At 69.6% G+C, this 25,520-nt stretch carries 21 protein-coding genes and 1 pseudogene; 12 read left to right on the top strand and 10 right to left on the bottom strand.

What is annotated here, in order from left to right; all coding sequences use genetic code 11:
• The first annotated feature begins 45 nt into the window (after window positions 1-45).
• Window positions 46-2,319, top strand: a complete 2,274-nt coding sequence (locus HS104_17660) for a transglycosylase SLT domain-containing protein (protein ID MBE7481791.1) — start codon at window positions 46-48, stop codon at window positions 2,317-2,319.
• 133 nt (window positions 2,320-2,452) lie between these two features.
• Window positions 2,453-3,160, top strand: a complete 708-nt coding sequence (locus HS104_17655; protein MBE7481790.1) for a hypothetical protein — start codon at window positions 2,453-2,455, stop codon at window positions 3,158-3,160.
• A 6-nt stretch (window positions 3,161-3,166) separates the two neighbouring features.
• On the opposite strand, the gene HS104_17650 is transcribed toward HS104_17655, so the two are convergent.
• Together HS104_17650 and HS104_17645 are read right to left on the bottom strand one after the other, a co-directional pair.
• Window positions 3,167-4,339 carry a hypothetical protein gene (locus HS104_17650; protein ID MBE7481789.1) on the bottom strand — a complete coding sequence of 391 codons (1,173 nt, stop codon included), beginning with the start codon at window positions 4,337-4,339 and terminating at the stop codon, window positions 3,167-3,169.
• A complete protein-coding gene (locus tag HS104_17645; GenBank protein ID MBE7481788.1) occupies window positions 4,329-5,012 on the bottom strand; it encodes an HAD family phosphatase in 684 nt (227 codons plus the stop codon). Before HS104_17645 ends, HS104_17650 begins: the two co-directional genes overlap by 11 nt.
• A 151-nt stretch (window positions 5,013-5,163) precedes the next feature.
• Between HS104_17645 and infA the strand changes: the two genes are divergently transcribed.
• Window positions 5,164-5,385 carry a translation initiation factor IF-1 gene (gene infA / locus HS104_17640; protein MBE7481787.1) on the top strand — a complete coding sequence of 74 codons (222 nt, stop codon included), beginning with the start codon at window positions 5,164-5,166 and terminating at the stop codon, window positions 5,383-5,385.
• Window positions 5,386-5,509: 124 nt separating this feature from the next.
• Window positions 5,510-6,373: an SUMF1/EgtB/PvdO family nonheme iron enzyme gene (locus HS104_17635; protein MBE7481786.1), complete on the top strand. Its 864-nt coding sequence runs from the start codon at window positions 5,510-5,512 to the stop codon at window positions 6,371-6,373.
• Between the two features lie 6 nt (window positions 6,374-6,379).
• On the opposite strand, the gene HS104_17630 is transcribed toward HS104_17635, so the two are convergent.
• On the bottom strand, window positions 6,380-7,036 hold the full coding sequence (locus tag HS104_17630; protein MBE7481785.1) for a hypothetical protein: 657 nt from the start codon (window positions 7,034-7,036) through the stop codon (window positions 6,380-6,382).
• 102 nt (window positions 7,037-7,138) lie between these two features.
• Between HS104_17630 and HS104_17625 the strand changes: the two genes are divergently transcribed.
• Entirely contained in the window at window positions 7,139-7,537 is a 399-nt protein-coding gene (locus HS104_17625) for a hypothetical protein (GenBank protein MBE7481784.1), read from the top strand.
• A gap of 7 nt (window positions 7,538-7,544) precedes the next feature.
• Here HS104_17625 and HS104_17620 read toward each other — a convergent pair whose 3' ends face one another.
• From HS104_17620 to HS104_17605, 4 genes and pseudogenes are all read right to left on the bottom strand, one after another.
• On the bottom strand, window positions 7,545-8,588 hold the full coding sequence (locus HS104_17620; protein ID MBE7481783.1) for a hypothetical protein: 1,044 nt from the start codon (window positions 8,586-8,588) through the stop codon (window positions 7,545-7,547).
• Window positions 8,589-8,837: 249 nt separating this feature from the next.
• Window positions 8,838-9,890, bottom strand: a complete 1,053-nt coding sequence (locus HS104_17615; protein ID MBE7481782.1) for a FecR domain-containing protein — start codon at window positions 9,888-9,890, stop codon at window positions 8,838-8,840.
• 6 nt (window positions 9,891-9,896) lie between these two features.
• Window positions 9,897-10,609: pseudogene (locus HS104_17610) on the bottom strand (sigma-70 family RNA polymerase sigma factor).
• 76 nt (window positions 10,610-10,685) lie between these two features.
• Window positions 10,686-11,003 (bottom strand): hypothetical protein, encoded by a 318-nt coding sequence (locus HS104_17605; protein ID MBE7481781.1) that lies wholly within the window; start codon window positions 11,001-11,003, stop codon window positions 10,686-10,688.
• A 141-nt stretch (window positions 11,004-11,144) separates the two neighbouring features.
• Here HS104_17605 and HS104_17600 point away from each other — a divergent pair, with 141 nt between their 5' ends.
• The 4 genes from HS104_17600 to HS104_17585 are packed head-to-tail and all read left to right on the top strand — an operon-like array spanning window position 11,145 to window position 14,438.
• On the top strand, window positions 11,145-11,993 hold the full coding sequence (locus HS104_17600; protein MBE7481780.1) for a purine-nucleoside phosphorylase: 849 nt from the start codon (window positions 11,145-11,147) through the stop codon (window positions 11,991-11,993).
• A complete protein-coding gene (locus HS104_17595; GenBank protein MBE7481779.1) occupies window positions 11,990-12,382 on the top strand; it encodes a cytidine deaminase in 393 nt (130 codons plus the stop codon). The genes HS104_17600 and HS104_17595 overlap by 4 nt, the downstream gene beginning before the upstream one ends.
• The gene (locus HS104_17590; GenBank protein ID MBE7481778.1) at window positions 12,379-13,713 is read left to right on the top strand and encodes an amidohydrolase family protein; all 1,335 of its coding nucleotides are present in this window, start codon (window positions 12,379-12,381) and stop codon (window positions 13,711-13,713) included. The genes HS104_17595 and HS104_17590 overlap by 4 nt, the downstream gene beginning before the upstream one ends.
• Window positions 13,710-14,438, top strand: coding sequence for an arginyltransferase (locus HS104_17585; GenBank protein MBE7481777.1), 729 nt, complete (start codon window positions 13,710-13,712; stop codon window positions 14,436-14,438). The genes HS104_17590 and HS104_17585 overlap by 4 nt, the downstream gene beginning before the upstream one ends.
• Here HS104_17585 and HS104_17580 read toward each other — a convergent pair whose 3' ends face one another.
• From HS104_17580 to HS104_17570, 3 genes are all read right to left on the bottom strand, one after another.
• Window positions 14,439-15,644 (bottom strand): MFS transporter, encoded by a 1,206-nt coding sequence (locus HS104_17580; protein MBE7481776.1) that lies wholly within the window; start codon window positions 15,642-15,644, stop codon window positions 14,439-14,441.
• Window positions 15,645-15,704: 60 nt separating this feature from the next.
• Entirely contained in the window at window positions 15,705-17,819 is a 2,115-nt protein-coding gene (locus tag HS104_17575; protein ID MBE7481775.1) for a response regulator, read from the bottom strand.
• An 88-nt stretch (window positions 17,820-17,907) separates the two neighbouring features.
• On the bottom strand, window positions 17,908-18,555 hold the full coding sequence (locus tag HS104_17570; GenBank protein ID MBE7481774.1) for a bifunctional phosphoribosyl-AMP cyclohydrolase/phosphoribosyl-ATP diphosphatase HisIE: 648 nt from the start codon (window positions 18,553-18,555) through the stop codon (window positions 17,908-17,910).
• A gap of 182 nt (window positions 18,556-18,737) precedes the next feature.
• On the opposite strand from HS104_17570, the gene HS104_17565 reads away from it, so the two are divergent.
• The 3 genes from HS104_17565 to HS104_17555 all read left to right on the top strand — a co-directional run bounded on the left by HS104_17565 (window position 18,738) and on the right by HS104_17555 (window position 25,284).
• Entirely contained in the window at window positions 18,738-21,095 is a 2,358-nt protein-coding gene (locus tag HS104_17565; protein ID MBE7481773.1) for a hypothetical protein, read from the top strand.
• 24 nt (window positions 21,096-21,119) lie between these two features.
• Window positions 21,120-22,046 carry a HEAT repeat domain-containing protein gene (locus tag HS104_17560; protein ID MBE7481772.1) on the top strand — a complete coding sequence of 309 codons (927 nt, stop codon included), beginning with the start codon at window positions 21,120-21,122 and terminating at the stop codon, window positions 22,044-22,046.
• A gap of 166 nt (window positions 22,047-22,212) precedes the next feature.
• A complete protein-coding gene (locus tag HS104_17555) occupies window positions 22,213-25,284 on the top strand; it encodes a PD40 domain-containing protein (protein ID MBE7481771.1) in 3,072 nt (1,023 codons plus the stop codon).
• The last annotated feature ends 236 nt before the right edge of the window (window positions 25,285-25,520 follow it).

Here is a 25,520-nt window from a genome sequence, read left to right as displayed (position 1 = left end):
GGATTTTCGGCCGAGCCCGCGGGGCGTGCTAGGAAACCCGGGGTCATGCGGCGCCTGGGATCCTTCGCCTCGATCGCGCTGGTCTTCGCGGCCTGCGCCCGCGGCTCCGGCCCGCCGCCGTCCCCCAGCGCGTCGGCGCCCCCCGCCCCCTCCGCCGCTCCGCCGGACGCCGAGGCCAGCGCGGCCGTCCCCGACATCTCGCCCAGCGAGTGGGCCGAGGCCATTCGCCTCGGGCGCTTCGCCGACGCGGCCAAGCTCATCGACGCCCTCGGCGCCGGGCGCGACCGACCCGAGGTGCGCTTCGCGCGGGCGCGAGTGGCTCGCGCGCTCGGCGACGACAAGGAGGCCGCCCGGCTCTTGGACGGTCTGGAGCGCCAGCTCGGAGTCTTGGCCGACGAGATCGCCGACGACCGCGCCGAAGCGCAGGCCAAGGTCGGGCCCTTCGAGCCGGCCGCGCGACACTTCGAAGCCAAGAAGACGGCGAGCGCGCTCACCCGCGCGGCGCTCGCTTGGGAGCGCGCCGGCAAGCTCGACGAGGCGCGTCGCGCCGCGGATCGCGCGGTGGGCCTGGCCACCGCTGGCAACAAGGCGAAGCAGAAGAAGAACGGTCCGAGCCGCGTGGAGATCGAGGCGCGCCACGCCCGCGCGCTGATCGCGGAGAAGCAGGGCGCCGCGGACATCGCCAGCGCCGAGCTGCGCTGGCTCGCGACGTTCGCTCCCGCGGCGGAATTCGCCAGCGACGTGGACGCGCGCTTGGAGAAGCTCGCGCCGAAGCGCGCGCTCAGCAAGCGCGAGCGCTACGAGCGCGCGCTGGCGATGGCGCGAGCAGGCAAGGTCGAGCTGGTGGAGCGAGAGCTCTCGGCCATCGACAAGGCAGACGGCCCCGGCGTGACCAAGGCCGAGGCGCTGCACGCCAAGGGCTGGGCGCTCTACCAGGCCCGGGACTTCCTGCGGGCCGCCGAGGTCCTGACCGAAGCGTCTCGCCTGGGCGGCGAGCACGCGGCCCACGACTTGTTCCACGCTGCGCGCGCTCTCTCCCGCGCGCACAAGGACGACAAGGCCATCGCCGTCTACGGAGAGGTTGCGCGGCGCTTCAAGACCAGCCCTTACGCGGAGCAGGGGCGTTTCCTCTCTGCGCGTCTGCTCTACGTCGGCGGGCGCTGGAAGGAAGCCGCCAACGCCTACGCGGCCTACACCAAGCGCCACGCCAAAGAAGGGCGATTCTCGGGGCAGGTCCACTACGAGCAGGCGGTCGCCTGGCTGGCCTCGGGCCAGCACGACAAGGCCGCCAAGACGCTGGCCAAGCTGGCCGAGATCGAGACCAACGATCACGAACGAGCGAGCATTCAGGAGCTGACCGGGGTCGCGCTGGAGGGCGCGGGAAAGAAGCCCGCCGCGGCGCGTGTGTACCAGAAGGTCGTCGAGGAACGCCCGCTCTCCTTCGCCGCCCTCGCGGCGTCCACGCGCCTCGCCAAGCTGGGTCATCCCGCGCCGCCGCCCATCGAGCCGCCGAAGCTCGGTCCGGTGCGGGGCGAGCTCGCGGTCGAGCTCCCGGCCAAGGCGCGCCTGCTCCACTCGCTGGGCTTCGACACCGACGCCGAGCAGGTGCTCGAGAGACAAGAGGAAGACATCCGGCGCAAGTACGCTCCGCGGGGAGACGAGGCCCTCTGCCGCATGTACGGTGAGCTCGGTCCGGCCGCGCGGCGCTACCGCGTCGGCCAACGCGCCGCGCGCCCCACCGACCTCGCCCGCGCGCCCGCGCCGGACACGCGTTGGATCTGGGACTGCGTCTATCCGAGGCCCTACGAGGAGCTGGTGCGCAGCGCCGAGAAGCAGTGGGGGTTGCCCAACGATCTGCTCTACGCGGTGATGCGTCAGGAGAGCGCGTTTTCCCCGACGGTAGTCTCGCCCGCGAACGCGGTCGGGCTCTTGCAGCTCATCCCACCCACGGCGCGGAACGCCGCCAAGGAGCTCGAGCTCACCTTCGAGCCGCTCTTGCTCTCGAACCCCGCGTACAACATTCGCCTGGGCAGCTTCTATCTCTCGAAGGTGCTCGGGACCTTCGGCGGCAACGTGGCCCTCGGCGCCGCTGCGTACAACGCGGGTCCGAGCGCCGTCAGTCGCTGGCTGGAGACCGGCGAGAAGCTCCCCCTCGACGTGTTCGTCGCGCGCATCCCGTACGACGAGACCCGGGTGTACGTGGGCCGGGTGGTCGGAAACCTGGCGCGGTACGCCTACCTCGCCGGTGGGGACGAAGCCGTGCCGCGCCTCGCGCTCGAGATCCCGACGGGGCTACGGGCGGGCGAAGCGGCGTACTGAGCCCGGTGTGGCCTCGGGGTCACACCCCCGCGATCGCTCTGCCCCGGCAGCCTGAAGCCTGCCCCGGGCATTCCCCGGCAAAAGACCTGCGGCCCAGATGTTGCTGTGAGGGTCCGCCATCGGGAGGCATGCAATGAAGATCGGGCTCATTTCCCTCGCAATTCTTGCGGCAGCCACGGGCTGCTCGCAGAAGGAAACCACCTCGTCGTCGAACATCCGCACCAAGGGCATCGCGGCGACCATCACGGTGACTGCAAACGCTTCTTCGTCCGAGGTCCAGGCCATCCTCCGCGTCGGCGGCGACGAGAGCAACACCTACGTGATCCTCGAGAACGGCGACAAGCTGGTCTGCGACGCCGGCGGCGAGAAGAAGGACATGCAGGCCGAGTCGGAGGGTGTCTACCTCACCAGCTTCCCGACCAACGCAGCCGAGACCGAGTTCAAGGTCATGCTGGAGCGCGAGGAAGACGACGACGCGCTGGGGAACGTGGCGACGTTGCCGGCGCCGTTCACCATCGGCGCGCTTCCGACCAACAGCCCATCCCGCGCCAACGACGACCTGGTGCTGACCTGGGATCCGTCCGGCAGCAACGACGACATGTCGATGAAGATCACTGGGTCGTGCATCTTCGACAAGGAGATCGACATCCCCGGAGACTCGGGGACTCACACCATCGCCAAGGGCACGCTCGATTCCACCGGCGGCAGCTCTCCAGAGGCGTGCGACCTGGACATCGTCATGTGGCGCACGCGCAAGGGCACCACGGACGCGAACCTCGACTCGGAGAGCCGGATCCAGGCGTTGCAGCGGCGCACCGCGAAGTTCGCCTCGGCGCCCTGAGCTGGTTCAGTACTTCCCGATCTCGAACGCGCCGAAGCGCACCGTGGACGTGGCGAGCGCCCGCGGGCCGTCGGCGCCCCAGTGTGCGGAGAACGCGTCGCGGAGCACCAGCTCCGCGACCTTCCCGCGCGGGGAGAAGCCCCACTCGGCCTCCTGCGACATGTCGTCGGGATCGGCATACAGGCGCCAGACGAAGAAGCCGGCGAAGCTCGGCTCGTCGAGGAAGGCGGACAACAGGGCGTAATACGCCTCGGCCTGCGCGAGCTCGTCGACCACGACGTTGCTCATGCCGTCGGGCCACTCCCAGGGCTTGATGGCCGGGTTGGGCCGCGTGGTGTAGCCGAACTCGGTGAACATGACCGGCTTGTCCCAGCTCCGGGCCAGCGCTCCGAGCTTGCTCGCCACACTGCGACCCCCTGCCATCAGCTCGGCGCGCGTCGCGCCCTCCTTCTCGGCCAACGGAAAGAAGGCGTTGATGCCGATCACGTCGAGCTCGCCGAGGATGACCGTGCGGTCCACGTCGTCCCAGTTCGCGGCGTAGGTCAGGAGCCCGGGGTACACGCTGCGGACGTCTCGAACGAGGGCCGAGAAGCTCGGCGCCCGCGCCGTGGTCAGCCAGCTTCGGAGCTCGACGCCCACCGAGAGCATTTCCACTCCGGTCTCGGCGGCGAGCTTGGCCCAGCCGAGCAAGAACTCGCGGTAGCTCGCCGCCCAGGCCTCCCAGCGCTCGTCGCTGCCCGGATCGATCAGCGCGCGCCAGCCCCCGGTCTCGACCCACAAGTGCGGCACCAGGAGCACGCGCAGGCCGGCCTCGTGAGCTTGCTCGATGGCACGCTTGGTCGCGACGCGGTTCTCGGCGTGGTCGAGCTCGAAGGTCGTGGACACGCCGGTCGGCGCCAGATCCCAGACGCGCCCGAACGGCGTCAGGCTCACCCAGGTCGCGCCCATGCGCCGCGCCTCGGACAGAGTCCGCTGGTAGGCCTCGCTGCCGTAGCCCTTGTTCGGGTGGAGCGCGCTCTCGATGGGACCGATGGTCACGCCGCGCACCGCGCCGAAGCCGCTCTCCTGCCAGCCGGTCGCGCGGGGCGGCAGCGCGGCGCGCTCCACCCGAGGCGAGGCTTGGAGCGACGAGGGCGCGACCCCGATCGCCGCCGCGAGCAGCCATGCCCTAAGTGCCATGTTGTCCGCGCGCGAGGGTCTCCAAGGCAGCTTCGCCGAGCAAGCGCAGCTCGGCCGTCGCGAGATCGGCGCCGGCCTCGAGCAGCGCCGCCTCGGGGAAGCTGTGCGCGACGCCGACGCAGGTGAGGCCGGCGGCCTTCGCCGCCCGCACACCGGCCAGCGAGTCCTCGATCACCAACACCTGGTGGCGCCGTACCGCGGGCAGCTGCGCGAGGGCCTTCTCGTAGCCCTCGGGATCGGGCTTGCAGCGCGCGACGTCCTCCGCGGAGATCACGAAGCTCACCAGCTCGCGCACGCCCAGGAGGCCGAGACCGAGCTCGATTTCGTCGCGGAGCGCGCCGCTGACGACGCCGACGGGTCCGTGAGCAGCGCGCGCCCGCACGGCCTCTGCGGCGCCGTCGAAGAGCGCGAGACGCGCGCGTGCCCGCGCCATGTAGACCGAGCCCTTCTCGGCGACGAGCTCGTCGATCAGCTCCTGCGGCGCAGCTTGCCCGGCGTCGGCGAGCATGGCCGTGAACGCCCCGACGTCGTCGTAGCCGACGTAACGCTCCCAGTAGGTGTCCTCGGCGAGCTCGATGCCGCGGGGCCCGAGCACGTCGCGGAATGCGCCGAAGTGCTCCGCCTCGTCGTCGACGAGCACGCCGTTGTAGTCGAACAGGGTGGCGGCGAACACCGGGAGAAAACTACCGCGGATCGCCGCAAATGACCTCCACGCCGCGCGAGCGCGCAGCGCTTTTCGCCGCGCGCGGGAACGGTGCTTGCATCGCCAGAGCCCTTGTGTCAGGTTCCCCGCGCTTTCTCACCTTTTTCGCGTTCGGGAGTACATGAGCAAAGGCGATCTTTTGGAGATGGAGGGCGTCATTCAGGACGCTCTCGGCGGTGGCCAGTACACCATCAAGGTGGATCAAGGTGGCGCCATCGTGCGAGCCCAGCTCTCCGGCCGCATGCGCCGGCACCACATCCGCGTGCTGCCCGGAGATCGAGTGCGGGTCGCGGTGTCTCCCTACGACCTCAGCCACGGGCTCATCGTCTATCGCGGCAAGTGAGAGGGGCGGCATGGCCGCGCGGACGTCTCGAGCTCGGTGGGCGCTACTCGGGATCGCGCTCCCTCTAGTCTCTTGTCGCGGCTCGAGCGCTGAACCGCGAGCGGACGCGGGCGCGACGGTCGTGGTGTCGGCGCCGCCGGCCGAGCCTCCCCCGGAGCTGCTCTACCTACCCGACGGCGGCGACGTCGGGCCGCCCCGCGCGCCGGGGCAGGCGGTGCTGCCCGGTCCCTGGGGGTTCTCGTCGAAGCGCTGCCCGGAGGAGATGGTCGACGTGCAGGGGCGGTTCTGCGTGGACCGCTACGAGTCCGCGCTGGTGGACGCGGAGCAAGGCCGCGAGCTCTCGCCCTTCTACCACCCCGGTCGCATGCAATCGCAGCGCGAGTACGGAAAATGGCAGAAGGCGCGCCTCGAGTCCGAGAGCGTCGCGTCCCGGGAGATGGCGGTACCCGCGCCGCCGAGCTGGCAGCTCAAGGAGGACTTCGCGCCCAAGGCGGTGGTCAAGCCGGGCGCTCTCCCCAACGGTTACGTGAGCGGCGATGCCGCGGCGAAGGCCTGCGAGAACGCCGGCAAGCGCTTGTGTACGCAGGAAGAGTGGGTCACCGCCTGCCGCGGCGAGAAGAACCGCAAGTTCCCGTACGGCGATCGCTACGAGCAGGGTCGCTGCAACGTGTTCCGCGAGTCCCACCCGGCCCTGGTGCTGCACGGCAACCCCAGCATCAATCACCTCGATCCACGCCTGCTCAAGGTGACGGCGAACGGCAAGCCGTTGCTCCGGAAGACCGGCGAGACGCCGGACTGCAAGAGCGAGTGGGGCAGCGACGCCATCTTCGACATGGTCGGCAACCTGGACGAGTGGGTGGACGACGCGAAAGGGCGCTTCTCCGGCGGGTTCTTCTCCAGGAGCACGCGGGAAGGCTGCGACTCGAGCGTCACCGCCCACCCGCGCTCGTATTACGACTACAGCCTGGGCGTGCGCTGCTGCAAGTGAGGGAGGTCAGACCGCGCCGCGCGGCTTGGCGCGGAAGTGCCGGGTGGCCCACCAGAGCGTCTCGCTGGGCCGGTGCCAGGACGCCCACGAAGCGACCTCCCGCAGGTCCACGGCGGAGCGGCGCCGAGCGTCGTTGCTGTAGACGACGAACAGGAAGCCTTCGCAGGCGTTCTGGGAGAGCGCCTCCAGGTGCTGGACGTGCTCCTCGAGCAGCCAACCCTGGAGCCGCAGGCTGGTCGGGCTGAACGCGAGCCGCCGCGGGCGCCCGTCGTCGTCCAGCTCGAGGTTCTCCGGCGCCGAGCGCAGCACCTGGACGACCACCGCGAGGTCCGGGGCGCGCTCGTCGCGCGGGGCGGGGTTCGGGATGCCGAAGAGCTGGCGCGTATCGACGTAGATGGGGGCGCGGCGCTCGTCCAAGGGCATCGGCACGCGTTCGAACGTGAGCGTGGTCGCGTCGAAGTACATGCGGTCCCAGTTGTGGTTCTGGACCAGATGCCGGATCGCCCGCCGCAGTCGGTCGGCGAGCTCGAACGCGATCTGCTGCTCGGGGTGGGGGAGGGTGAAGATGCCAGGCTTGGCGGACATCCACCGGGTCACTTCCTCCCAAGTCCCTTCGACGATGCTGCGAACCTGGCCCAGGGAGGGCGCCGCCGGGGGCGTCATGGGCGGGGATTATTCGGCAGATTCGGCCCCCTCCGCGCAAGGAAGCGCCTCCCTGCGCCGAAATGTAGGCAGATGTAGGCAGAGGCCCCTACCATTACGAGCATGCCGCTCGTGCCGGGTCGCAGCCTCCTCGTGGGCTTGGGTTGGGTGGGGATTTCGCTGGTCCTTCCGGGCTGTGGGCATCCCGTCCAGAACAAGCTCGAGGGTCGCTGGGTCGGGGACAGCGTCGAGAACTTCGACGACCAGCACGTGGCCGTCGCCACCGGCTGGGCCAAGGGGGCGAGCTTCGAGTTTTCCGGCTCGACCATCACCGTGGCCATCCCCGCCGAAGACCCCCGCAGCGCGCCCTACAAGGTGGCGACGGTTCGCGAGAACAACGTCGAGCTCGCCATCAAGCGCAAGGACGGCGCCACGGACAAGCTGCGCCTGAAGCTCGACTCGGAGCACAGCATGCGCTGGGTGCTCGGGGACGAACGCTCGGTCGTGCTGCGCCGCGAGTGACGTTCGGTCAGCCGGTGAGCTCCTCCCAGGCGCGCACGTAGCGGCTCTCGAGGTGCGGGCGGGCCACCTCGACGCCACGCTCGACGTAGCGGCGAGCGCGCTTCGGCACCGCGGCGACCGCGGCGCCGACCGCCCCGGGATGTGACTCCGAGAGCGCCGCGCAGAGCACGCAGGCCTGCAGCACGTCACTCTCCGATTTGACGCTTCGTCCGCTTCGCATTCTCGAGACGAGGAGCTTGTGCACGGCGTAGCGTTCGGGGAGCGGCACGCGCACGCGACAGCAGCCCTCGCGCGCGAGGAGCATGGCGTCTTGCCCGTCGGCCAGGAGGTAGCGCAGGTAGGGGAGCCCGGTAGCGTGGGCCCTGAGCTCGGGCACGGGGACGACCGGGTATGACTCGTCGCGCGAGGGCACCAGAAGGTCGACGTGGAAAGGCGATCGTCCCCTCTGCTTGAAGGAGGTCGACGGCCGCTTGCGATCGAGCGACGGGACCTCCTGGAAATCGACGCCTGACTCGCGCAGCATCTCGACGAACCCGAGCTGAGGGGGCTCGGCGAACCTGAGCCGCTCGCTGCGGGCGATGTCGATGTCCAGGGTTCCATAGGCGGCCGCGCGCACGCCGAGGCGATTGAGCAGCACGCCGTACGCGTGTGAGCCGATGAGCATCCCACCGGCGGCAAAGACCCCGTGGTTGTGCAGACTGGCCAGAGTCGCGTAGGTCCGGGCGTCGGCGATGACGTAACCCTCGCGGCCGAGCAGCCGGAACGACGGCACCAGGGCCTTGAGCTCACGGATCCGCTCCCGCAGCCGCTCAGCTCGAGCATCGGCGGTGGCATCACCCACCGGCCCGGCGACGTATCGCTCGCGCCTCCGGCCGGAGCCATCGTACGTCTGGTGCGCGTAGAAGGTGAATCCGGAAGCGTTGCTGCGTTCGATGAGCGATCCCGCCGTTCCCACGAAGACCTCGACTTGCGAGAGCGCGTACGTCTCGAGGTCGGCGTACAAGGTCGCGAGCGCGCGGCTGTGGGGCTGAAAGAGCGGGCGCGTATCCACCACACGCCGATCCTAGCGGATATCGCTAGTATCCGCCACCGGTGGATTGTGACGGATACCAGCGTCGGCCGCCGCCCTGCGCCTGAAGCTCGACTCGGCACAGCATGCGCTGGGTGCTCGGGGACGAGGAAACGCGAAGGAGCCCGATCATCGAAGGGTGGATCTGCGAGGTTTCCACGCAGGCCGTACCGAACAGTTCTGCAGCGGTGTGTCACCGCGCGGCCGCGCTTCGCGCCGGCACTTCGAAGCTCAGGAGCCCAGCAGCAGCGCGCGTCCACCGCTGCCACCTTGGCGGCTCTCCGGGACGCGCAGCTTGACGCTCTCGCGCTGCACGCACTCGCTGACCGTTGGCGAGAGCGGCGGCTCGAACGTGAGCGCGCGCAGCTTGCCGTCGGGACCGAAGCTCGCCTCGAGCTGAGTGCGCACCTGGACGCGGACCTCGCCCTGCGCGCCGACCGCAGTGAAGCACTGGCTGGCCGCGCCGGAGATTTGGTCCAGCGCCTTCTCGACGTGCGCCGCCGAGGGGGAGGTGGCGAGCGCGGGCTTCGCGGTGCCAGCCGGCTTCGGCTCGACGAGCGCCGGCTCCGGGCTGGCCACGGCGGAGCGCTTCACTTCGCCGCTGCGTCCATCCTGGGAGAATTTCCCGAAGTCGCCCGCGTGCAAGAAGTAGCCGGGCTTGTCGCCCTGCGCACCGACGGCGACCACGCCCTCGCTGACCGAGACGTTCACGCCCTCCGGGCTCTTGACGACGCGGAAGGCCGTGCCGTGGACGGCGACGCGTGCGCCCTCGACCTCGACCACGAAGGTCTCGGGTTGGGTGCTCGGGACGACCTCCGCCGAGAGCGCCCCGTGCGTGAGCTTCAAGCTGAGCACCGCGCCGACGGCAGTGATGGTCGCTTGGCTCTCCGGATCGAGGGTCCAGCGAGCGCGTCCGGGGTGATCGACGAGCAAGGGCAGCTTGTCCGCCACGACCTGATCGCCGGGGGTCAGGGCCGTTCCGTCCACGCGCGTCGCGCCCGGACCGAACACCCGGGCGCTCGGCGGGGCGACGGTCGGCGTGCTCGCGAGCTCGGTCTTCTCCGAGCGCCAGACGCCGCTCACCACCAAGAGGACGGCCGCTGCCGCGGCCAGCACGGCGACGATGCGGAAGCTCTGACCGCGCCGCGTCGAGCGCTCGTCGGCGTCGATGCGCGCGAAGAGCCGCTGCTCCAGGCGATCCCAGTCCGGCTCCGGCGCGGCAGCCTCGCGCATCTCCGCGGTGACGCGTTCGAGGGCCTTCGGTTCACCACCGTGCTCGCTCATTGGGCGCCCTCCTTGTTGGTACAGAGCTCGTCGGCCAGCGCAGCCAGTGAAGGCTCCGAGCGGAGCAGCTCGGTCAGCTCTTTTCTGGCGTAGAAGAGGCGGGTGCGCACGGTCAGGACCGGAGCGTCCACGATCTCCGAGATCTCTGCGGCCGACAAGCCCTCGAGCTCGTGCAGTACGAACACCGTGCGCTTCTTCTCCGAGATCTGCTCCAGCACGCGGCCGAAGGCCTGCACGCGCGCGCGCCGCGCCGCGTCCTCGTCGGGCGACAGCCCCGCGTCCACCGGCGACAGCCCCTCGGGCGTCTCGACCAGCACCGGCCGGCTCTTCGCGGAGCGGCGCTGCATCAGCACGACGTTCACCGTGACGCGGTAGAGCCAGGTGGAGAAGCGCGCTTGGCCCCGGAAGTCCTTCACGCTGCGGTGCACCTGGAAGAAGACTTCCTGGACGACGTCGTCCACGTCGGCGACGGGTCCCATCATGCGCTGGACCAGCCGCGCGACGTCGCTGCGGTGGCGCACGAACAGCTCGCGGAAGGCGCTCCGGTCACCCGCCTGACAGCGAGCGACCAGCTGTTCGGATTCATCCACGTCCATGGCTCGGACGGTCACGGGTTGGGTGTGAGCGACCGGGCGCTCGGCCGCCAGGGGCAGGAGCAGGGCCGGGGGCACGACGACGCCGGGCCAGGACTGGGCGACCGGCAGAGCTGCTGCGGGCATCGAGAGGATTGGATGCGCCGCGGGCGCGAGAGCTTCATGGCCCCAGATCGTCGCTCGACCGGGCCCGTCCCAGGCATCAGAACAGCTTGCGCAGATCCGCGGGATCCTTCTTCTTTTGCTCCAGCAGGCGATTGACGGCGCGGAGCAGGCGGGTCTTCGCCGGTCCCGTCACGGGCTTGCCGGCCAGGGCTTGAGCGAGCAGGCGCGGAGTCACCGGGCGCCCGGAGCGCCGCTTGGCAGGCTTCTCCTCGCCCTCCGGCTTCACACCCTGGCGCTTCGCGAGGCGAGCCGCCCGGTCTTCGGGCTGAAGGCTCTCCACGTGCTGGGAAGCGATCAGGAGGCGACGGGTGTCGAGCTGGTTGTCCGTGAGAAATTGCTGGAATTTGCTGGCCATGGCAGGTGTTGCGGCGAAAAGCCGCCGGAAGAGAGCGCCGCCAGCCCGGCGGCGAGGGGCGCGGACCATAGCATGCGCGCCGAGGGCGGTAGCGCCAGAATCCGCTTTGTCCCACTGCCCGGTTCGGGGAGTCTTCGCAGCATGTCCACCGCGCTCTCGAGCGAGCTCGCCGAAGCCGCGGCGCGGGTCCGGGGCCTCGGCGCTCCAAACCCCGAAGTCGGCGTCGTGCTCGGGTCCGGCCTCGGCGCGTTCGGAGACTCCCTCGCCGACCTCGTCAAGCTGCCCTACGCGGAAATCCCGCACATGCCCCGCTCCTCGGTGGTGGGGCACGCGGGCAATCTTTGCCTGGGCCGGGTGGGGGCGGCTCGGGTCGCCTGCCTGCAAGGACGCGTGCACGCCTACGAGGGGCACGACCTCGACCGAGTCACCTTCGGGGTCCGCTTGCTCGCGGAGCTCGGCTGTCGGGCGGTCTTGCTGACGAACGCGGCGGGCGGGGTCAAGGCCGGCTTCTCGCCGGGCGATCTGATGCTGATCGTGGACCACCTGAACCTGATGGGGCGAAACCCGCTGGTCGGACCCAACGACGATGGCGCCGGGCCGCGCTTCCCCGACATGACCCGCGCCTACGACGCCGAGCTGTGCGCGGCGGCGCGCGGGATCGCCGGGGAGCTCGGGGTGAAGCTTCAGGAAGGCGTGTACGCGGGGCTGCTCGGGCCGAGCTACGAGACGCCGGCGGAGATCCGCATGCTGAAGACTCTGGGGGCGGACGCCGTCGGCATGAGCACGGTCCCCGAGGTGCTGGTGTTGCGCCATCGTGGCGTGCGGGTCGGCGCCATGAGCTGCATCACGAACCTGGGGGCCGGACTCTCCGACTCGTTGCTCGATCACTCGGAGGTCGAGGAGACGGCGAAGAAGACCCGCGAACGCTTCACCGCGCTCTTGGGCAAGTGGGTGGAGCGGGCGGCCAGCATCGTGGGCGGCGGCGCATGACGGAGCTCGACCTCGGGGCGCTCGAGAGCCTGGCGCGGAGCGTCCGCGAGCACGCGCACGCGCCCTATTCGGATTTTCGCGTCGGTGCCGCGGTGCGGGCCCGGAGCGGCAAGACCTACGTCGGGTGCAACGTCGAGAACGCGAGCTTCGGCGCCACGGTGTGCGCCGAGCGCAACGCCGTCGCCGCGGCGGTGGCCGCCGGCGAGCGCGAGATCGTCGCAGTCGCCGTGTACACAGAGGCAGACGCGCCGGCCTTGCCCTGCGGCATCTGCCGGCAGGTGATCCAGGAGTTCGGGCCCGACGCCGTGGTCGTCTCCACGACGCCGACGGCTCGCAAGCAGACCACGCTGCGGGAGCTCCTGCCCGAGGCGTTCGTGTTCCGCCGATGACCCAGGTCGCGACGACGCTCGTCCGCGGCGCGACCCTGGTCACCTGCGACGCGAACCACCGGGTCCTCACCGGCGACCTCCTGATCCGCGACGGCCGCATCGCCGCGCTGGGCCGCGTCCGAGCGCCCGCGGGCGTCCGCGTGCTGGATGCCCAGGGCCGCGTCGTCCTGCCGGGGCTGGTGATGGCCCACGTCCACCTGTGCCAGGTGCTCGGGCGCGGCATGGCGGACGACCTACCGCTGCTCACCTGGCTGAAGGAGCGCATCTGGCCGCTGGAGGCCGCGCACGACGAGGCCAGCATCGCGGCGAGCGCCGAGCTCGGGTTGACCGAGATGCTGCTCGCAGGCACGACCGCCCTGCTCGATCTCGGGACCGTGCACCATCACGACGTCGTGTTCGACGCTTGCGTGCGCTCCGGCATCCGCGTCGTGGGCGGCAAGACGTTGATGGACTCGGGCGCCGGGGTGCCGAAGCGCCTCCTGGAGAGCAGCGCGCGCGCGCTCGCGGACGCCGAGCGCCTGGAGCGCCGCTGGGCGGATCACCCCTCGGGACGCGTGCACTACGCTTGGATCCCGCGCTTCATCTTGTCCTGCTCCGAGCGGCTGATCCGCGGAGCTGCCGAGCGCGCGCGGGCCTCGAACGCCGTGATGCACACCCACGCCGCGGAGCACCCTGGGGAGCGCGCGGCGGTGCGGAGCGCCCTGGGCGCCGACGACGTGGTACTGCTCCGGCGCTGGGGCTTCTCTGGATCGCGGGCGTCGATCGCCCATGGCGTGCAGCTCACCGCGTCCCAGATGCGCGCCCTCGCGAAGGACGGCACCAGCGTCGTTCACTGCCCGAGCGCCAACCTCAAGCTCGGCAGCGGCATCGCCCCCGTGGCGCGTTTGCGAGCGGCTGGGCTGACCGTCGGGCTCGGCGCCGACGGCGCGCCCTGCAACAACAACCTCGACCCGTGGCTCGAGATGCGTCACGCGGCGTTGGTGTCGAGCGCCAAGGCGGGGCCGGGCGTGCTGCCCGCGCGCGACGTGCTGCGCCTGGCGACCATCGAGGGGGCGAAGGTGCTCGGCCTCGAGCACGAGATCGGCTCGCTCGAAGTGGGCAAGAGCGCGGATCTGGTGGTGGTGAACCTGGCCCGACCCCACGTCGCGCCGGCCCCGGACCCGGTGAGCACTCTGGTCTACGCGACGCAGGCGCGGGACGTGGAGCACGTCTTCGTGGCGGGACGTCCGCTGGTGCAGAACGGAGAGCTCGCTACGCTCGACGCCGAGCGCGTCGTCCGCGTGGCGCGCGAACAGGCGCCGCGCTGGGCGCGGCGTGCCAAGCTCGCATGAGCATTCCGCTCCTGCCGGGTGAGCCGCCGGAGCTCTTGGTGCTCGACAAGCCGAGCCGCTGCCCCTACCTGCCGGAGCGCACGGCGCGCTTGCCGCTCCGGTTGCCGATCCGCGAGCTGAGCCGCCGGGAGCTCGACGTCCGCCTCGCCTCCGGGGATCGCCGCCAGGGATTCGTGCTCTACCGGCCCGAGTGTCCGGAGTGCCAGGCGTGCGAGCCGATCCGCATCCCGGTGCGCGAGCTCCACCGGAGTCGTTCGCTCGAGCGCAGCGTGCGGCGCGGGTCGCGCGCGCTCACGGTGGAGATCGGACCGCCGGTGATGGATGCCCGCCGGGTCGAGCTCTACAACGCGCACAAGCTCGGGCGCGGGCTGTCGGACGAGCCCAGGCAGATCGAGGCCGCCGACTACACGGATTTTCTGGTGGCGTCCTCTTGCGAGTCCTTCGAGCTGCGCTACCTGCTCGCGGGCTCGCTGGTGGGTGTGGCGGTGACGGATCGGGCCGAGACCGCCCTCTCGGCCGTCTACTGCTATTACGATCCGGCTCACGAGAACCTCGGCATCGGCACGTTCTCGATCATGAAGCAGGTCGAGCTGTGCCTGGACTGGGGCCTCGACTATTTGTACCTCGGCCTGTACATCGGTGAGTGCGAGCGCATGCGCTACAAGGCGCGCTTTCTGCCCCACGAGCGCCTGATCGGCGGCGAGTGGCGGCGCTTCGAGCGCTGATCACGCGGCGCGCGGCGAAGGCCCGCGGCGCAAGGTCGGGACCAGGCACAGCGCCCCGAGCAGCGCGAGGGCGACGAAAAGCTGGAACACCGCGTCCCAGCCGTAGCGTTTGCTGACGACCGGCAGGACCAGGCCCACCAGCACCGCGCCGATGGAGCCCACGCCGTTCACGAAGCCGGTCGCGGTCGCGGCCGCGTGGGGGCCGCCCGCGTCCTGCGACGCGGCTCCCGAGAGCAGCGCGTCGGGGCCGAACAAGGCCGCGCCGATGAGCGCGAGGCCCACCACGTTCGCCAGCGTCGAGCTCGCGCCGATCCGGGTGTACAGGAGGAGCGCGAGCATCAAGGCCACGAGCCCAACCGCCGACAAGAGCGAGCGCGAGTATTTCACCAGGCGATCCGAGGCGATGCCCAAGGCGATGACACCGACCACGCCGCCGACCTCGAAGGCGATCGAGACGTAGCCGGCCTGCTCCTCGCCGTAGCCGCGCTTGGTCGCCAGGAAATAGGGCAGCCAGAACAGAAGCGCGTAGCGGATGAACTTGATGCAGAAGTAGCTCGCGCCGTAGCACCAGAGCACGGGGTTTCTGAGCACGTCGCGCTGCGCGTCCCGGCGCGCTCGGCTGACGCTCTCGGCACTGCCGGCGCTCTCGGGTCCCGGGGCGAGCCAGATGAACACGACCACGCCGACGATCGCGAGCCAGAGCGCCGGGCCGAAGAACGCGGCGCGCCAGCCGTAGCGCCCGAGCAAGAATGCGGCGAGCCCGGTCGCGACGATGCCACCCACTTGGTAGCAGGTGGCCCAGAAGGCCATGACGGTGCCGCGGTTCTCCTTCGTGGTCCATTCGGCCATGGACCGAGTCGTGCCCGGCCAACCCGTGGATTGGGCGAGCCCGTTCAAGCAGAAGAACACGCCGAACAAGAGCGCAGAGCTCGAGGCCCCGAACGCCGCGCACGCCGCGGCCGAGGCGAGCATTCCGGCGCCGACGAGGCGCCGCGCGCCGACGCGGTCACCGAGGTAACCGCTGAGGAACTGCCCGAGCGAGTAGGACGCGAGGTAGGCGGTGTCGATGGCGCCGAGCGCCCCCTCGGAGATCCCCAGCCTGTCGTGCAGGGACTTCTTCGCGACGCTCAGACCCTTGCGCCCCGTGTAATACGAGGCGTACGCGAGCCAGGTGAGGCCCCAGACGACCCAGCGATAGCGCGGCACGCGGTCCGGGACGCTAGCGCTTGCCGATCCCGCGTAGCAAGCCGCGCGGTGGCGAAGTCGTCAGTCGAAGGGTCGGTTCTCGGCGTCTTCGATTTGTGACAGAGCCGCCGCCAGAGCGTCTTTCGCGCGCTCGAGCGCGGCCTTGTCGTCGCCCCATTTGGCGCGGGCCTTCTCCAGGCGCCGCGACTCGGCCGCCAGGTTGCCGGCGGTCTGATCCAGGTCGCCCTTGGTAGCGGCGAGCTCGGCCTCGAGCTGCGAGATGCGCCCGTCACGCTGGCTGATGGTCTCGCGCGCTGCCGCGTGCTCGCTCCGCTCGCGTGCCAGGTCGCTCTCCAGGCTGCCGATCTTGTCGTCGCGCTCGCGGATGGTCGCGTTCGCGGCGTCGAGCTGCTCGGTGCGCTGCTGAAGGTCGCCCTTGAGCGAGGCGATCTGCGCGTCGCGGCTGGCCTCGCTCTCCTCCTTCGCGCGCTCGGTGTCCGCGAGCTTCTGGCGAGTGGCCGCCAGGTCTGCCTTGGTGGCGTCGTGCGCCTCGGTCAGCTCGGCCTCGGACGCCGCTCGCGCTGCGGCGAGCTCCGCTTCGCGCTCGCTGAGCCGCTTGTCGGCCGCGGCGGCCGCGTCGTCCATGGACTGCGCGTGCTCGGCCTTGAGCTTGTTCATCGCGTCTTCGTTGGCGCGATGCAGAGCAGCCATCTTGGAGTCGTATTCTCGCTTCAGCTCGGCCTCGCGCTGCGCGATGGCGTCGGCCTGCGCGCGCGCCGCTTCCTCGGCCGCGGCCTCCAGAGCCCGCGCCTGCGCCTCCGCTGCCTCGCGCTTGGTCTCCTCGACGGCCTGCGCCAGGTTCTGGCGCCCTCGTTCCTCGGCCTCGGCGACGTCGGCCTTGCGCTTCGCTTCCGCTGCCTCGAGCTGCTCTTGGTGCTCGGCGCGGGCCGCGGCGTCCTTGGCGTCCCGCGTCGCGCTGTCGCGAGCGTGGGCCTCCTTCGCATCGTCGAGCTCGTGACCCTTGGCTTCGAGGTCGCCTTGCAGCTTCTCGCTCTTGCGCTTGAAGTCGTCGGCGCGCTTGCTGGCCTGTTCCTTGTCGGCGCGGGTCGCATCCAGCGACCTCTGCGTGTCCGAGAGCTGGCCCTCGAGCTCGGCGATGCGGTCGTTCAGGTCCGCCTTGTCGCGCTCCAGCTTCAAAGAGCCGTCGCGCAGCGCGATCAGCTCCTTGTCCTTGCCGGTAGCCTGCTCTCTGAGCTCGAGCAGGTCCTTGTCCTTCTTGTTGAGCTGCTCGCGCAGGTCGAGGAACTCGCGGGCGGAGCTGCCGCCGCTCTTCGTCGCCGAGGAAGCCTTCGCCTTCGCCTCGTCGAGCTCGCGCTTCAGACGCTGGACCTCGGCGTCCTTGCCGGCCTCGCGGCTCGCGACGTCCTCCAGCTCGTTGGTCTTCTCTCTCGCCGACTTCAGCTCGGCCTCGAGCTCGGCGGCGCGGGCGCGCAGCCGCTCGACCTCCGCTTGCAGGCCGGGGTCTGCGGCGGGACGTGGCGGAATCGACGGCGTGCGGGGCGGAGGCGCCGACGGCACCGGCCCGGGCTCGGGCTCGACGGGCTCCGGCTCCGCGGCTGCCGGCGGAGGCTCCGGGGCAGGCGCCGGTTCGCTCGGCTTCTGCAAGGAGTCGAAGGCCTGGTCGGCGAAGCTCGAGATGTCACCTTCGACTTCTTTCGAGACAGTGCTCTCGTCCCCAGCGAGCGGCTGCGCGTCGTCGAGCACGATCTCGTCGTCGATCACGATGTCGTCGCTGGGGGGAGGCTCGGTGTGGCTCGCGCCTGCCTCCGGCAGCGACACGAACGCTCGCGCCCGGCCCATCAGATCGCTGAACGCGATGGGCTTGTGCACGTAGTCTTCGGCCCGCGTTCGCAGGCGCCGGTGCTGCTCGAACGTCTCCTCCGTCGAGTCGCTGCTCATGATGATGAGCGGCACGTCCTTGAGCGCCGGGTCGCGCTTGAGCTTGTTGCAGACCGAGAACCCATTCATCCTCGGCAGCTCGATCGAGAGCAGAATCAAGTCGGGCTTGTTGGAGGCCGCAGCCTGCAGGCCCACGTTCGCCTCGTCGACGATCGTCGTCTCGCAACCCATGGATGCGAGCCCGTCCTTCACCTGATTCGCGAATTCGGCGTCCGCTTCGAAGACCAGTACCTTCATCTCGTACTTTCCGCGGGGAGTAATCCGGCCCCTCACGACCGGTGGCGCAAACGCGAGGAGCCCACAATATCGGCCACTTGCAGCAGGGTCAAACCCGCTGTGGGCCGGCGCCCCCGCCGCCGCGTGAGGCCTTCTCGTCGTGACCGCTGGTTCCGGCGCGCCGCTGGAGCTCGCTAACCACTTCGCGAAGCGAAACCTCCCTGGCGCGCAGCGCCACGAGCAGGTGGAACAGCAGATCTGCGGCTTCCGACGCGACTCGCTCGCGGGTCTCGTCCGCGAGCGCCCGGCCGAGCTCGTTGGCCTCTTCGTCGAGCTTGTCGCCGATTTTGGCGACTCCGGCGTCGAGCAGAGACCGCGTGTAGCTCCGCTCCCCGGTACTGCTCGCCCGTTCGGCGATCACGGCCTCGAGCTCCAGCAGGTAAGGCGCTGGATCGCGAGGCTGGAAGAAGCAGCTCTGGTGCCCCGTGTGGCAGGAAGGGCCCTGGGGATCGACCGAGAGCAGCAGCGTGTCACCGTCGCAGTCGGCCGTGATGGCGTGGACCCGCAGGCGATTACCGCTGGTCGAGCCTTTCTGCCAGAGCTCGCTCCTCGAGCGGCTGAAGAAGGTCGCGAAGCCGGTCTCTCGAGTGGCTGCGAGGGCGGCCTCGTTCATCCACGCCACCATGCGGACCTCGCCGGTCAGGCGGTCCTGGGCCACTGCGACCACCAGCCCACGTTCGTCCCACTTGATGTCCACCTCCGCACTGTAGGGGTGAGGGGCCGCGCGCAGCTAGGGGGGAACCGCCCCCATCTCGGCGGGCGCGAGTGGGGGCCCGCCCCCGCGGTGCGAGGGTCTCTCACAGCGGATCTCGCGCAATTCTCGGGTGGCCTGGAACCTGCTTTGGGAAGCCTTGGGGCAAGGCCCCTCGGAGGAAACCCATGGCTCACACCTCTCCCCGTCGTCGCGTGCTTCGCGCTTTGACCCTCCCGTTCTTGGTCGCGCTCGGCCTCACCGGCGCGAGCTGCGCCAGTGACAAGAGCGAGGAATCGGAAGGGCCCGCGATCAAGGACGTGAAGCAGCTCGTCTACGCGGTGCGGCAGACGACCTTCCAGAACGAAGACGGCTCCTGGAGCGTGAACGTGGCCGGCGGCATGGGGCAGGTGCTCGACTACCTGCGCTTCGTGCCCGGCGGCCGCCTCGAGCTCCTGAGCCTCGCGTCCGGCGACGTCGCCAACATCATCGAGGACTTCAAGACCGCGGACATCTCGGGCCTCGACCTGAACTTCGAGGGCAACAAGGTCGTGTTCTCGATGAAGCAGAACGGCGACGACAACTATCACATCTACTGGGCGAGCCTCACGCGCAACGCCGACGGCAAGTTCGAGATCCACCAGCTCACCTTCGGCGACTACGACGACGTGCAGCCGGCTTGGCTCCCCGGCGACAAGATCGCGTTCGTGACCAACCAGGGCTACACGGACATGGGCACCCGCGCCGACGAGTACAACCACGGCCGCGTGGTGTCGCAGCTCGCGTTCGTCACCGTGACCGGCGGCGACGCGGATCGCAAGCTCTGCTCGCAGAACCTGTCGCACACCGTGAACCCCTTCGCCATGAAGGACGGGCGCGTCGGCTTCTCGCGGTGGGAGCACCTCGAGAACGTCAACGACGCCAAGATGTTCGCCGCGAACCCCGATTGCACGCAGATGGTGGCAATCGGCGGCCAGCACGGCAAGCCGTCCAACTCGCTGGTGCAGGCGGTCGAGACCAACGAGCCCAACGTGTTCGTCGCCATCGGCACCTCGCGCAACCGCACCATCCAGTCCGGCGCGCTGATCAAGATCGATGCCCGCAACCCGGACAACCCCAGCGCCTTCTACGAGGAGGAGCCGGAGTACGAGGTGCTCACCGAGGCGGTGCCGCGCGGCAACTCCCCGTCGCCGGTCGGCCGCTACCGCGCCCCGACGGTGCTGCCCGACGGCCGCGTCCTGACCGGCTGGGCCAAGGGCTTCGTCAACGACATGAACGAGCTGTCGCAGACGCCGCCCGACTTCGGCGTCTACATCTACGACCCCGCGACTCGCACCAACCAGCTGGTGAAGAACTACGAAGGCACCTGGGAGATCTACGCCAAGGCCGTCGTCAAGCGGAATACCCCGCCGATCATCGGCTCCATCCAGGACACGCCCGACTCCACCATCCCGGCAGTGCTCGGCTCCATCGACATCAAGCAGACCTCGCTAGGCAGCTTGCACGGCGACAGCGTCTCCGGCGCTCAATTCGACGGCACGGACATGGGCGAGGCGCTCAAGCACGCCAAGAAGGTCCGCATCATCGAGGGCTTCTCCAGCGAAGCCGCGACCGGCGTCACCATGTTCGGTCTGACCATGGCCGAAGGCGCCGCGGTGCTCGGCGAGGCCGAGGTCTACGACGACGGCTCCTGGCTTGCGGCCATCCCGCCCTACGTCCCGGTTCACCTCCAGGCCATCGACGAGTTCGAGCTCGCGATCCGCAACCAGACGCTGTGGATCCAGGGCATGCCCGGCGAGGACCGCGTGTGCGGCGGCTGCCACGAGAGCCGCAAGAGCCCCGTGCTCCCGAGCCAGCAGGCGCTGACCACGGCCGCCGGCAAGGGCGACCCGAGCGCGGCTGGTCACCCGATGAACTTCAACAAACCGGTGAACGAGCGCGTCGAGTACCCCTGGTACAAGGCCGACGCGGGCTTCGAGGGCAACGAGATCCAGAAGATCCTCGATGCCAAGTGCGTGTCCTGCCACAACGCCGGCACCACCGAGTACTACACCGTCACGATGACCAACGAGCTGACCGGCGAGAGCACGCCTTACCAGATCCCGCGGCTCGACCTGGGCACCACGCCCATCACGGTCATGTACGACAACATGGTCGGGACCTACCCCGCCAGCTACGTCTCGCTGTTCTACCCGGCGGCGATGGAGATGGGCATGGACGACATGCAGGTCGCCGGCACCGTGCCGCCGAAGTGGGCGCTCCCGAGCGACGCGCGCAACAGCGCCTTGATCGAGAAGCTCAACATGACCTCGGCGTCGGATCCGAACAAGACCGCCTGGAAGCTGGGTGAAGCCTTCAGCGACCCGGGCATCAAGGGCGGCACGCGCAAGCTGCACCCCGAAGACGTGGGCGGCACGCTCACCCGCGAGGAACGCGCGATGCTGATCCGAGCCATCGACATGGGCGGCCAGTACTACGCCCGCCAGAACACCGGGTTCAAACCCTTCGGCACCGACCCGCTCGCGGGTGGCGGCGGATACAAGTGAGCTAGAGGAGCAACGGAGGAAGTCATGAAGACCATTCGCACGACCCTGGGCGCTCTCCTCGCCGGAGCCACTCTGCTCGTCACCGGCGCTGTCATCGCGGACTCTGCACCGAAGAACGTGCTCAACGGCCGTTCCAAGGTGTACGAGAACCTGGACCCGATCTCGCTCGAAGACCCGACCTCCGCGGAAGGTATCCGCGAGGTGGGCAACGGGAACCTGGCGCCCACCGAGATCTGGGCGCGGCTCGAGCACGGCGAGAAGGTCGAGTGCCTCGACTGCATCCCGGTGGTGTCGAAGTTGATCTACAACTCGGACCAGCGGACTCGCGAGATCAGCACCTGGTGGCTGCGCCGCCGCATCCTCGGCGTGTTCGGGCCGGGTCAGATCTACCAGCAGACGCTCCAGACCGTGACTGACGGCGCTGCCAGCGAGACCAAGCGCGCCTACGCGGTCGAGGCATTGGGCGAATTCCTGGCGGCTCCGGGCATTCCGGTCATCGCGACCGCGCTCACGTCGGATCCGTCGCCGAAGGTGCGCAAGTCCGCGGCCTACGCGCTCTGGCGCATCAACAGCCAGGGCCCGAACGGCGAGCTCGCCGCGGCCATCGCCGACAAGGACGAGGACGTGCGCATGGAGGCGCTCTTCGCCTCGACTCGCGTCAACGTCTTCACGGGAGTGGACGCGGTCGTGAAGCGCATCTCCGACGAGTCGCCGCGCGTTCGCAAGCGCTCGGCGGAGGCGCTCGGCACGCTGCGCGCGAAGGACGCGGTAGCTGGCCTGATCGCGCTGACCTCGCCCGCCACCGAGCCGGATGCCGGCGTGCGCGCGGCGGCGGTCTCGTCCCTCGGCAAGATCGCCGACGCCGCGGCCAAGGACGCGGTGAAGGCCGCGCAGAGTGATCCGAACCAGTTCGTCCGCGATGCTGCCGCCATCGCGCTGCGTCGGCTCTGAGACACTGCGCCGCCCGCTCGGCCCGACCCCGTCTCACGGCGAAATCGGGCCGAGACGCGTCGTCGGCTCCGCGTGTTGCGTTCTCGGGACGCCGCCGAAGTCCCTCGCTCTTTTCTGCGATCCGACATGATTTCCGTCATGTCGTGATGGTAAAATCCGCGCTGTAATGTCAGCCCCGCGTTTTCTGCTCGGTGTCGGTTTGCTCGCGGCTCTCGGCGGTGCCACCAGCTGTGGCAAGGAGGAACGTCCCGCGTCGAGCACGTTCTACGAGCGCAAGATCGGACCGATCTTGCAGAGCTCGTGCGCGACCAGCCCGGCGAAGTCGAGCTGTCACGTCAATGCAGACGATCGCGGCAACGCGCTCGGCAACTTGAGCGTCGAGAGCTACGACGCGCTGGCTCTGCGGCGCGATCTCCTCGTCGACTACGGGCCGTACGGGATCCCCGGTCTGCTCTTGAAGGTGGCTCCGCCGTTCTCGCTGCGCCTGACCTCCTGGGACAACGAAGCGCTCATCATCACCACCGACGTCGCGCACGCCGGAGGCTCACTGCTCGACGTGACGAGCCCTTCGTACGCCCAGCTCGAGCGCTGGATCGACAACGGCGCCACCGAGAACAACGCCAAGCCCAAGCAGAAGGAGTACGCCAAGACGCCGTGCGGCGAGACGCTGGGGATCGATCCGCTGTTCGACGCCACGAAGGATCCAGCCGACCAGGACTTCGCCCAGTTCTCGTCGAGCGTGAACGGCCTGCTCGGGGAGAACTGCGCGGCGGGCAACTGCCACGGAAATCCCGCGAACTCGCTCTACCTGACCTGTGGCAGCACCGCGGAGCAGGCGCGCTGGAACTACTTTGCCGCCAGCAACTACGTCTCGGTGGAGGCGACGCAGAGCGAGATCCTGCGCCGTGTGCTCTCGACCTCGCAGGGCGGCACTTATCACGAGGGTGGCGCCATCTTCTCGTCGCCGGACGACGACGGCTACAAGGCCATCCTGAGCTGGGCGCAGGCCAAGGGAGGTCCGAGCAACGTGCCGACGGAGCCGGGCTTCCTGTTCTTCGCCAAGCGCGTGCAGCCGATGTTGGTCAAGCGCGGCTGCATGATGCTCGGCTGCCACTCCGCGTCCCTGTTCCACGACTACCGGCTGCGCGGCGGGAGCGGCGGTCACTTCGGGCTGCCTGCCACGCGCCGGAACTACGAGCTCAGTCTGGAGCAGGTCGCCCTCGAGTCGGACAATCCCAACGTCGGGCGCATCATGCGCAAGAACCTGTCACCCTCCGCCACGGGCGGCGGCATCCTGCACCGCGGAGGCTCGCTCTTCGCCGGCGCCGGTGACCCGGCAGCGTGCGACCTCACCGCCGCGGAGACCGGGCCGCTGGACGCGCAATCGCCTTACTGCGTGATCGTCGCCTGGATCGAGAAGGAGCGCTCGGTGCGCATGCAAGGCGCCATGCCGCTGTCGTCGATCGTATACGTGAAGCGCCCGCCGGCGCCCAAGCCGGACACGCCGCAGGACTGGGAGAAGTTCGCGCCCGGCGCGGATCTGATGCAGGCGACGGCGTCGCTCGACGCTGCTGGAAACGTCACCGCCGGCTCCCCCGTGAGCCTGCTCGGCGGCTGCGGGCTGAACGTCGCGAACGCCGACGTGCGTCGGCCCGCCGTCAGCTGGGATGGGAAGAAGATCGCGTTCTCGGCCCGAAGCTCCGACAGCGAGGCGTTCCGCGTCTACGTCATCGATGGCTCCACTTGCGCGCCGGACCCGACCATCAACGCACCACCGGTGGACGACGAGGGCAACCCGGTCCCCGACAACGGCGAGCGAGTCCACAACTTCGATCCCGCCTTCGCCCCCGACGGGCGCATCGTCTTCACCTCGACCCGCGGCAACACCAAGAACGTGGGTGTCTTCGGCTACAAGGGCCCGACGCGGACGCCGGCGGATCCGTCGCGCTTGAACACGAACCTGTACGTGTCCGAGAGCGGCAAGATCCGGCAGCTGACCTTCCTCTTGAACCAGGAGCTCTCGCCCAGCTTCATGGGAGACGGCCGCCTGATCCTGATCACCGAGAAGCGCGCTCCCGGGTTTTACCAGCTGGCGGGCCGGCGGCTGAACCTGGACGGCGGCGACTACCACCCGCTGTTCGGCCAGCGCGGCACCATCGACTACAACCAGTTCACCGACGTCGTGGAGCTCGCGGACAAGAACCTGGCGGCGATCTTCAGTGAGAAGGGCGCGGTACACGGCGCCGGGACCCTGGCGGTCATCAACCGCAGCATCGGCGTGGACCAGCCGAGCAAGAACCCGGACGAGTACGCCCAAGATCCCGCGGCGATGGACTGGCCGAACCCGCAGTTCTTCCAGCGTTCGATCAAGATCATCGACCCGGCGGCCACGGGGAGGGGTGCCACACAAGGCGCCTACCGGAGCCCCGCTCCGCTGCCGAACGGCAAGATCTTGGTCAGCTACGCCCCGAACGTCGTGGACGTCACCGCATTCGACGGGAAGTTCGAGCTGGTGGTCGTCGATCCCATCACCGGGCAGCGTACGCCTCTGCTCTCCGACGGCAGCGCAGACCTGATCTGGCCGGTCGCCGTCTACGCCCGGGCGGACCGCGGCGTGTTCAAGTCCCGCATCGACGAGGCCAACGGAGCGACGACGGTCTACACCGATGACTCCCACAAGAGCCTCTCGGAGATCACCTTCGTGGACCTGCCGATGATCGCCACGCTGCTCTTCCAGAACACGCGCGCGGGTCGTCCCATCGCCGGCAACTACCCGGTGGAGATCTGGGAGAACCTGCCGCCGGAGCCCGGGGTCACGAGCTACGCGCAGGGCGGAGCCTTCGTGACCTCGGACAAGTACGGCGAGCTCTACATTCGGCGCCGCATGTTGGGAGCCTCCGACCTCGAAGAGGACGGCTCGCTGAAGGTGCAGATCCCCGGCGGTGTGCCCGTCACGCTGGCGACCCACGCGAAGCTCGCGGGCCAGAGCGAGGCCTCGAAGCACTTCCAGCGCGAGGAGATGCAGTTCTACCCGGGCGAGTGGGTGCGCCAGTCCTTCCGCCGCGATCTGTTCAACGGCATGTGCGGTGGGTGTCACGGCTCGGTCAGCGGCTACGAGAACGAGATCGCCGTGAACCCCGACATCTTGACGCAGGCCTCGCAGGTCAAAGCCCGCGAGAAGAGCGCGAAAGACCTGACCGGCGGGGGCGGGGACGTGAAGGGTCCGCCGTTCGACTGACGGGTCGGTCCCTGCGCGAAATTTGCCGGGCGCGCCTGGATCTCGCCTGCGCCCAGCCGAGGGGGGTGGCGCATCGCGGAGCTTGGACTTAGGTTCCCTGAGTCGGCGCCCGCTGGGGTCGCAGAGTGTCGCACCCATCCCCGCCCCAACCCCCGCTCGTCGGGTAGTCGAGCGCGACGAGAGTCGCGTTTTCGCCCGACGCCCTCAGCGCGGCGCCGACGATTTTTTCAGAGGGA

The sequence above is a fragment of the Polyangiaceae bacterium genome, assembly GCA_015075635.1.
GTDB lineage: Bacteria > Myxococcota_A > Polyangia > Polyangiales > Polyangiaceae > JADJKB01.
This window is presented reverse-complemented; position numbering and strand designations above follow the sequence as displayed.

Coding starts and splice junctions, on each gene's coding strand:
- HS104_17660 (MBE7481791.1), top strand. CDS start 46: ATGCGGCGCCTGGGATCCTTCGCCTCGATCGCGCTGGTCTTCGCGGCC.
- HS104_17655 (MBE7481790.1), top strand. CDS start 2,453: ATGAAGATCGGGCTCATTTCCCTCGCAATTCTTGCGGCAGCCACGGGC.
- HS104_17650 (MBE7481789.1), bottom strand. CDS start 4,339: ATGGCACTTAGGGCATGGCTGCTCGCGGCGGCGATCGGGGTCGCGCCC.
- infA (MBE7481787.1), top strand. CDS start 5,164: ATGAGCAAAGGCGATCTTTTGGAGATGGAGGGCGTCATTCAGGACGCT.
- HS104_17630 (MBE7481785.1), bottom strand. CDS start 7,036: ATGACGCCCCCGGCGGCGCCCTCCCTGGGCCAGGTTCGCAGCATCGTC.
- HS104_17625 (MBE7481784.1), top strand. CDS start 7,139: ATGCCGCTCGTGCCGGGTCGCAGCCTCCTCGTGGGCTTGGGTTGGGTG.
- HS104_17615 (MBE7481782.1), bottom strand. CDS start 9,890: ATGAGCGAGCACGGTGGTGAACCGAAGGCCCTCGAACGCGTCACCGCG.
- HS104_17605 (MBE7481781.1), bottom strand. CDS start 11,003: ATGGCCAGCAAATTCCAGCAATTTCTCACGGACAACCAGCTCGACACC.
- HS104_17600 (MBE7481780.1), top strand. CDS start 11,145: ATGTCCACCGCGCTCTCGAGCGAGCTCGCCGAAGCCGCGGCGCGGGTC.
- HS104_17595 (MBE7481779.1), top strand. CDS start 11,990: ATGACGGAGCTCGACCTCGGGGCGCTCGAGAGCCTGGCGCGGAGCGTC.
- HS104_17590 (MBE7481778.1), top strand. CDS start 12,379: ATGACCCAGGTCGCGACGACGCTCGTCCGCGGCGCGACCCTGGTCACC.
- HS104_17585 (MBE7481777.1), top strand. CDS start 13,710: ATGAGCATTCCGCTCCTGCCGGGTGAGCCGCCGGAGCTCTTGGTGCTC.
- HS104_17575 (MBE7481775.1), bottom strand. CDS start 17,819: ATGAAGGTACTGGTCTTCGAAGCGGACGCCGAATTCGCGAATCAGGTG.
- HS104_17565 (MBE7481773.1), top strand. CDS start 18,738: ATGGCTCACACCTCTCCCCGTCGTCGCGTGCTTCGCGCTTTGACCCTC.
- HS104_17560 (MBE7481772.1), top strand. CDS start 21,120: ATGAAGACCATTCGCACGACCCTGGGCGCTCTCCTCGCCGGAGCCACT.
- HS104_17555 (MBE7481771.1), top strand. CDS start 22,213: ATGTCAGCCCCGCGTTTTCTGCTCGGTGTCGGTTTGCTCGCGGCTCTC.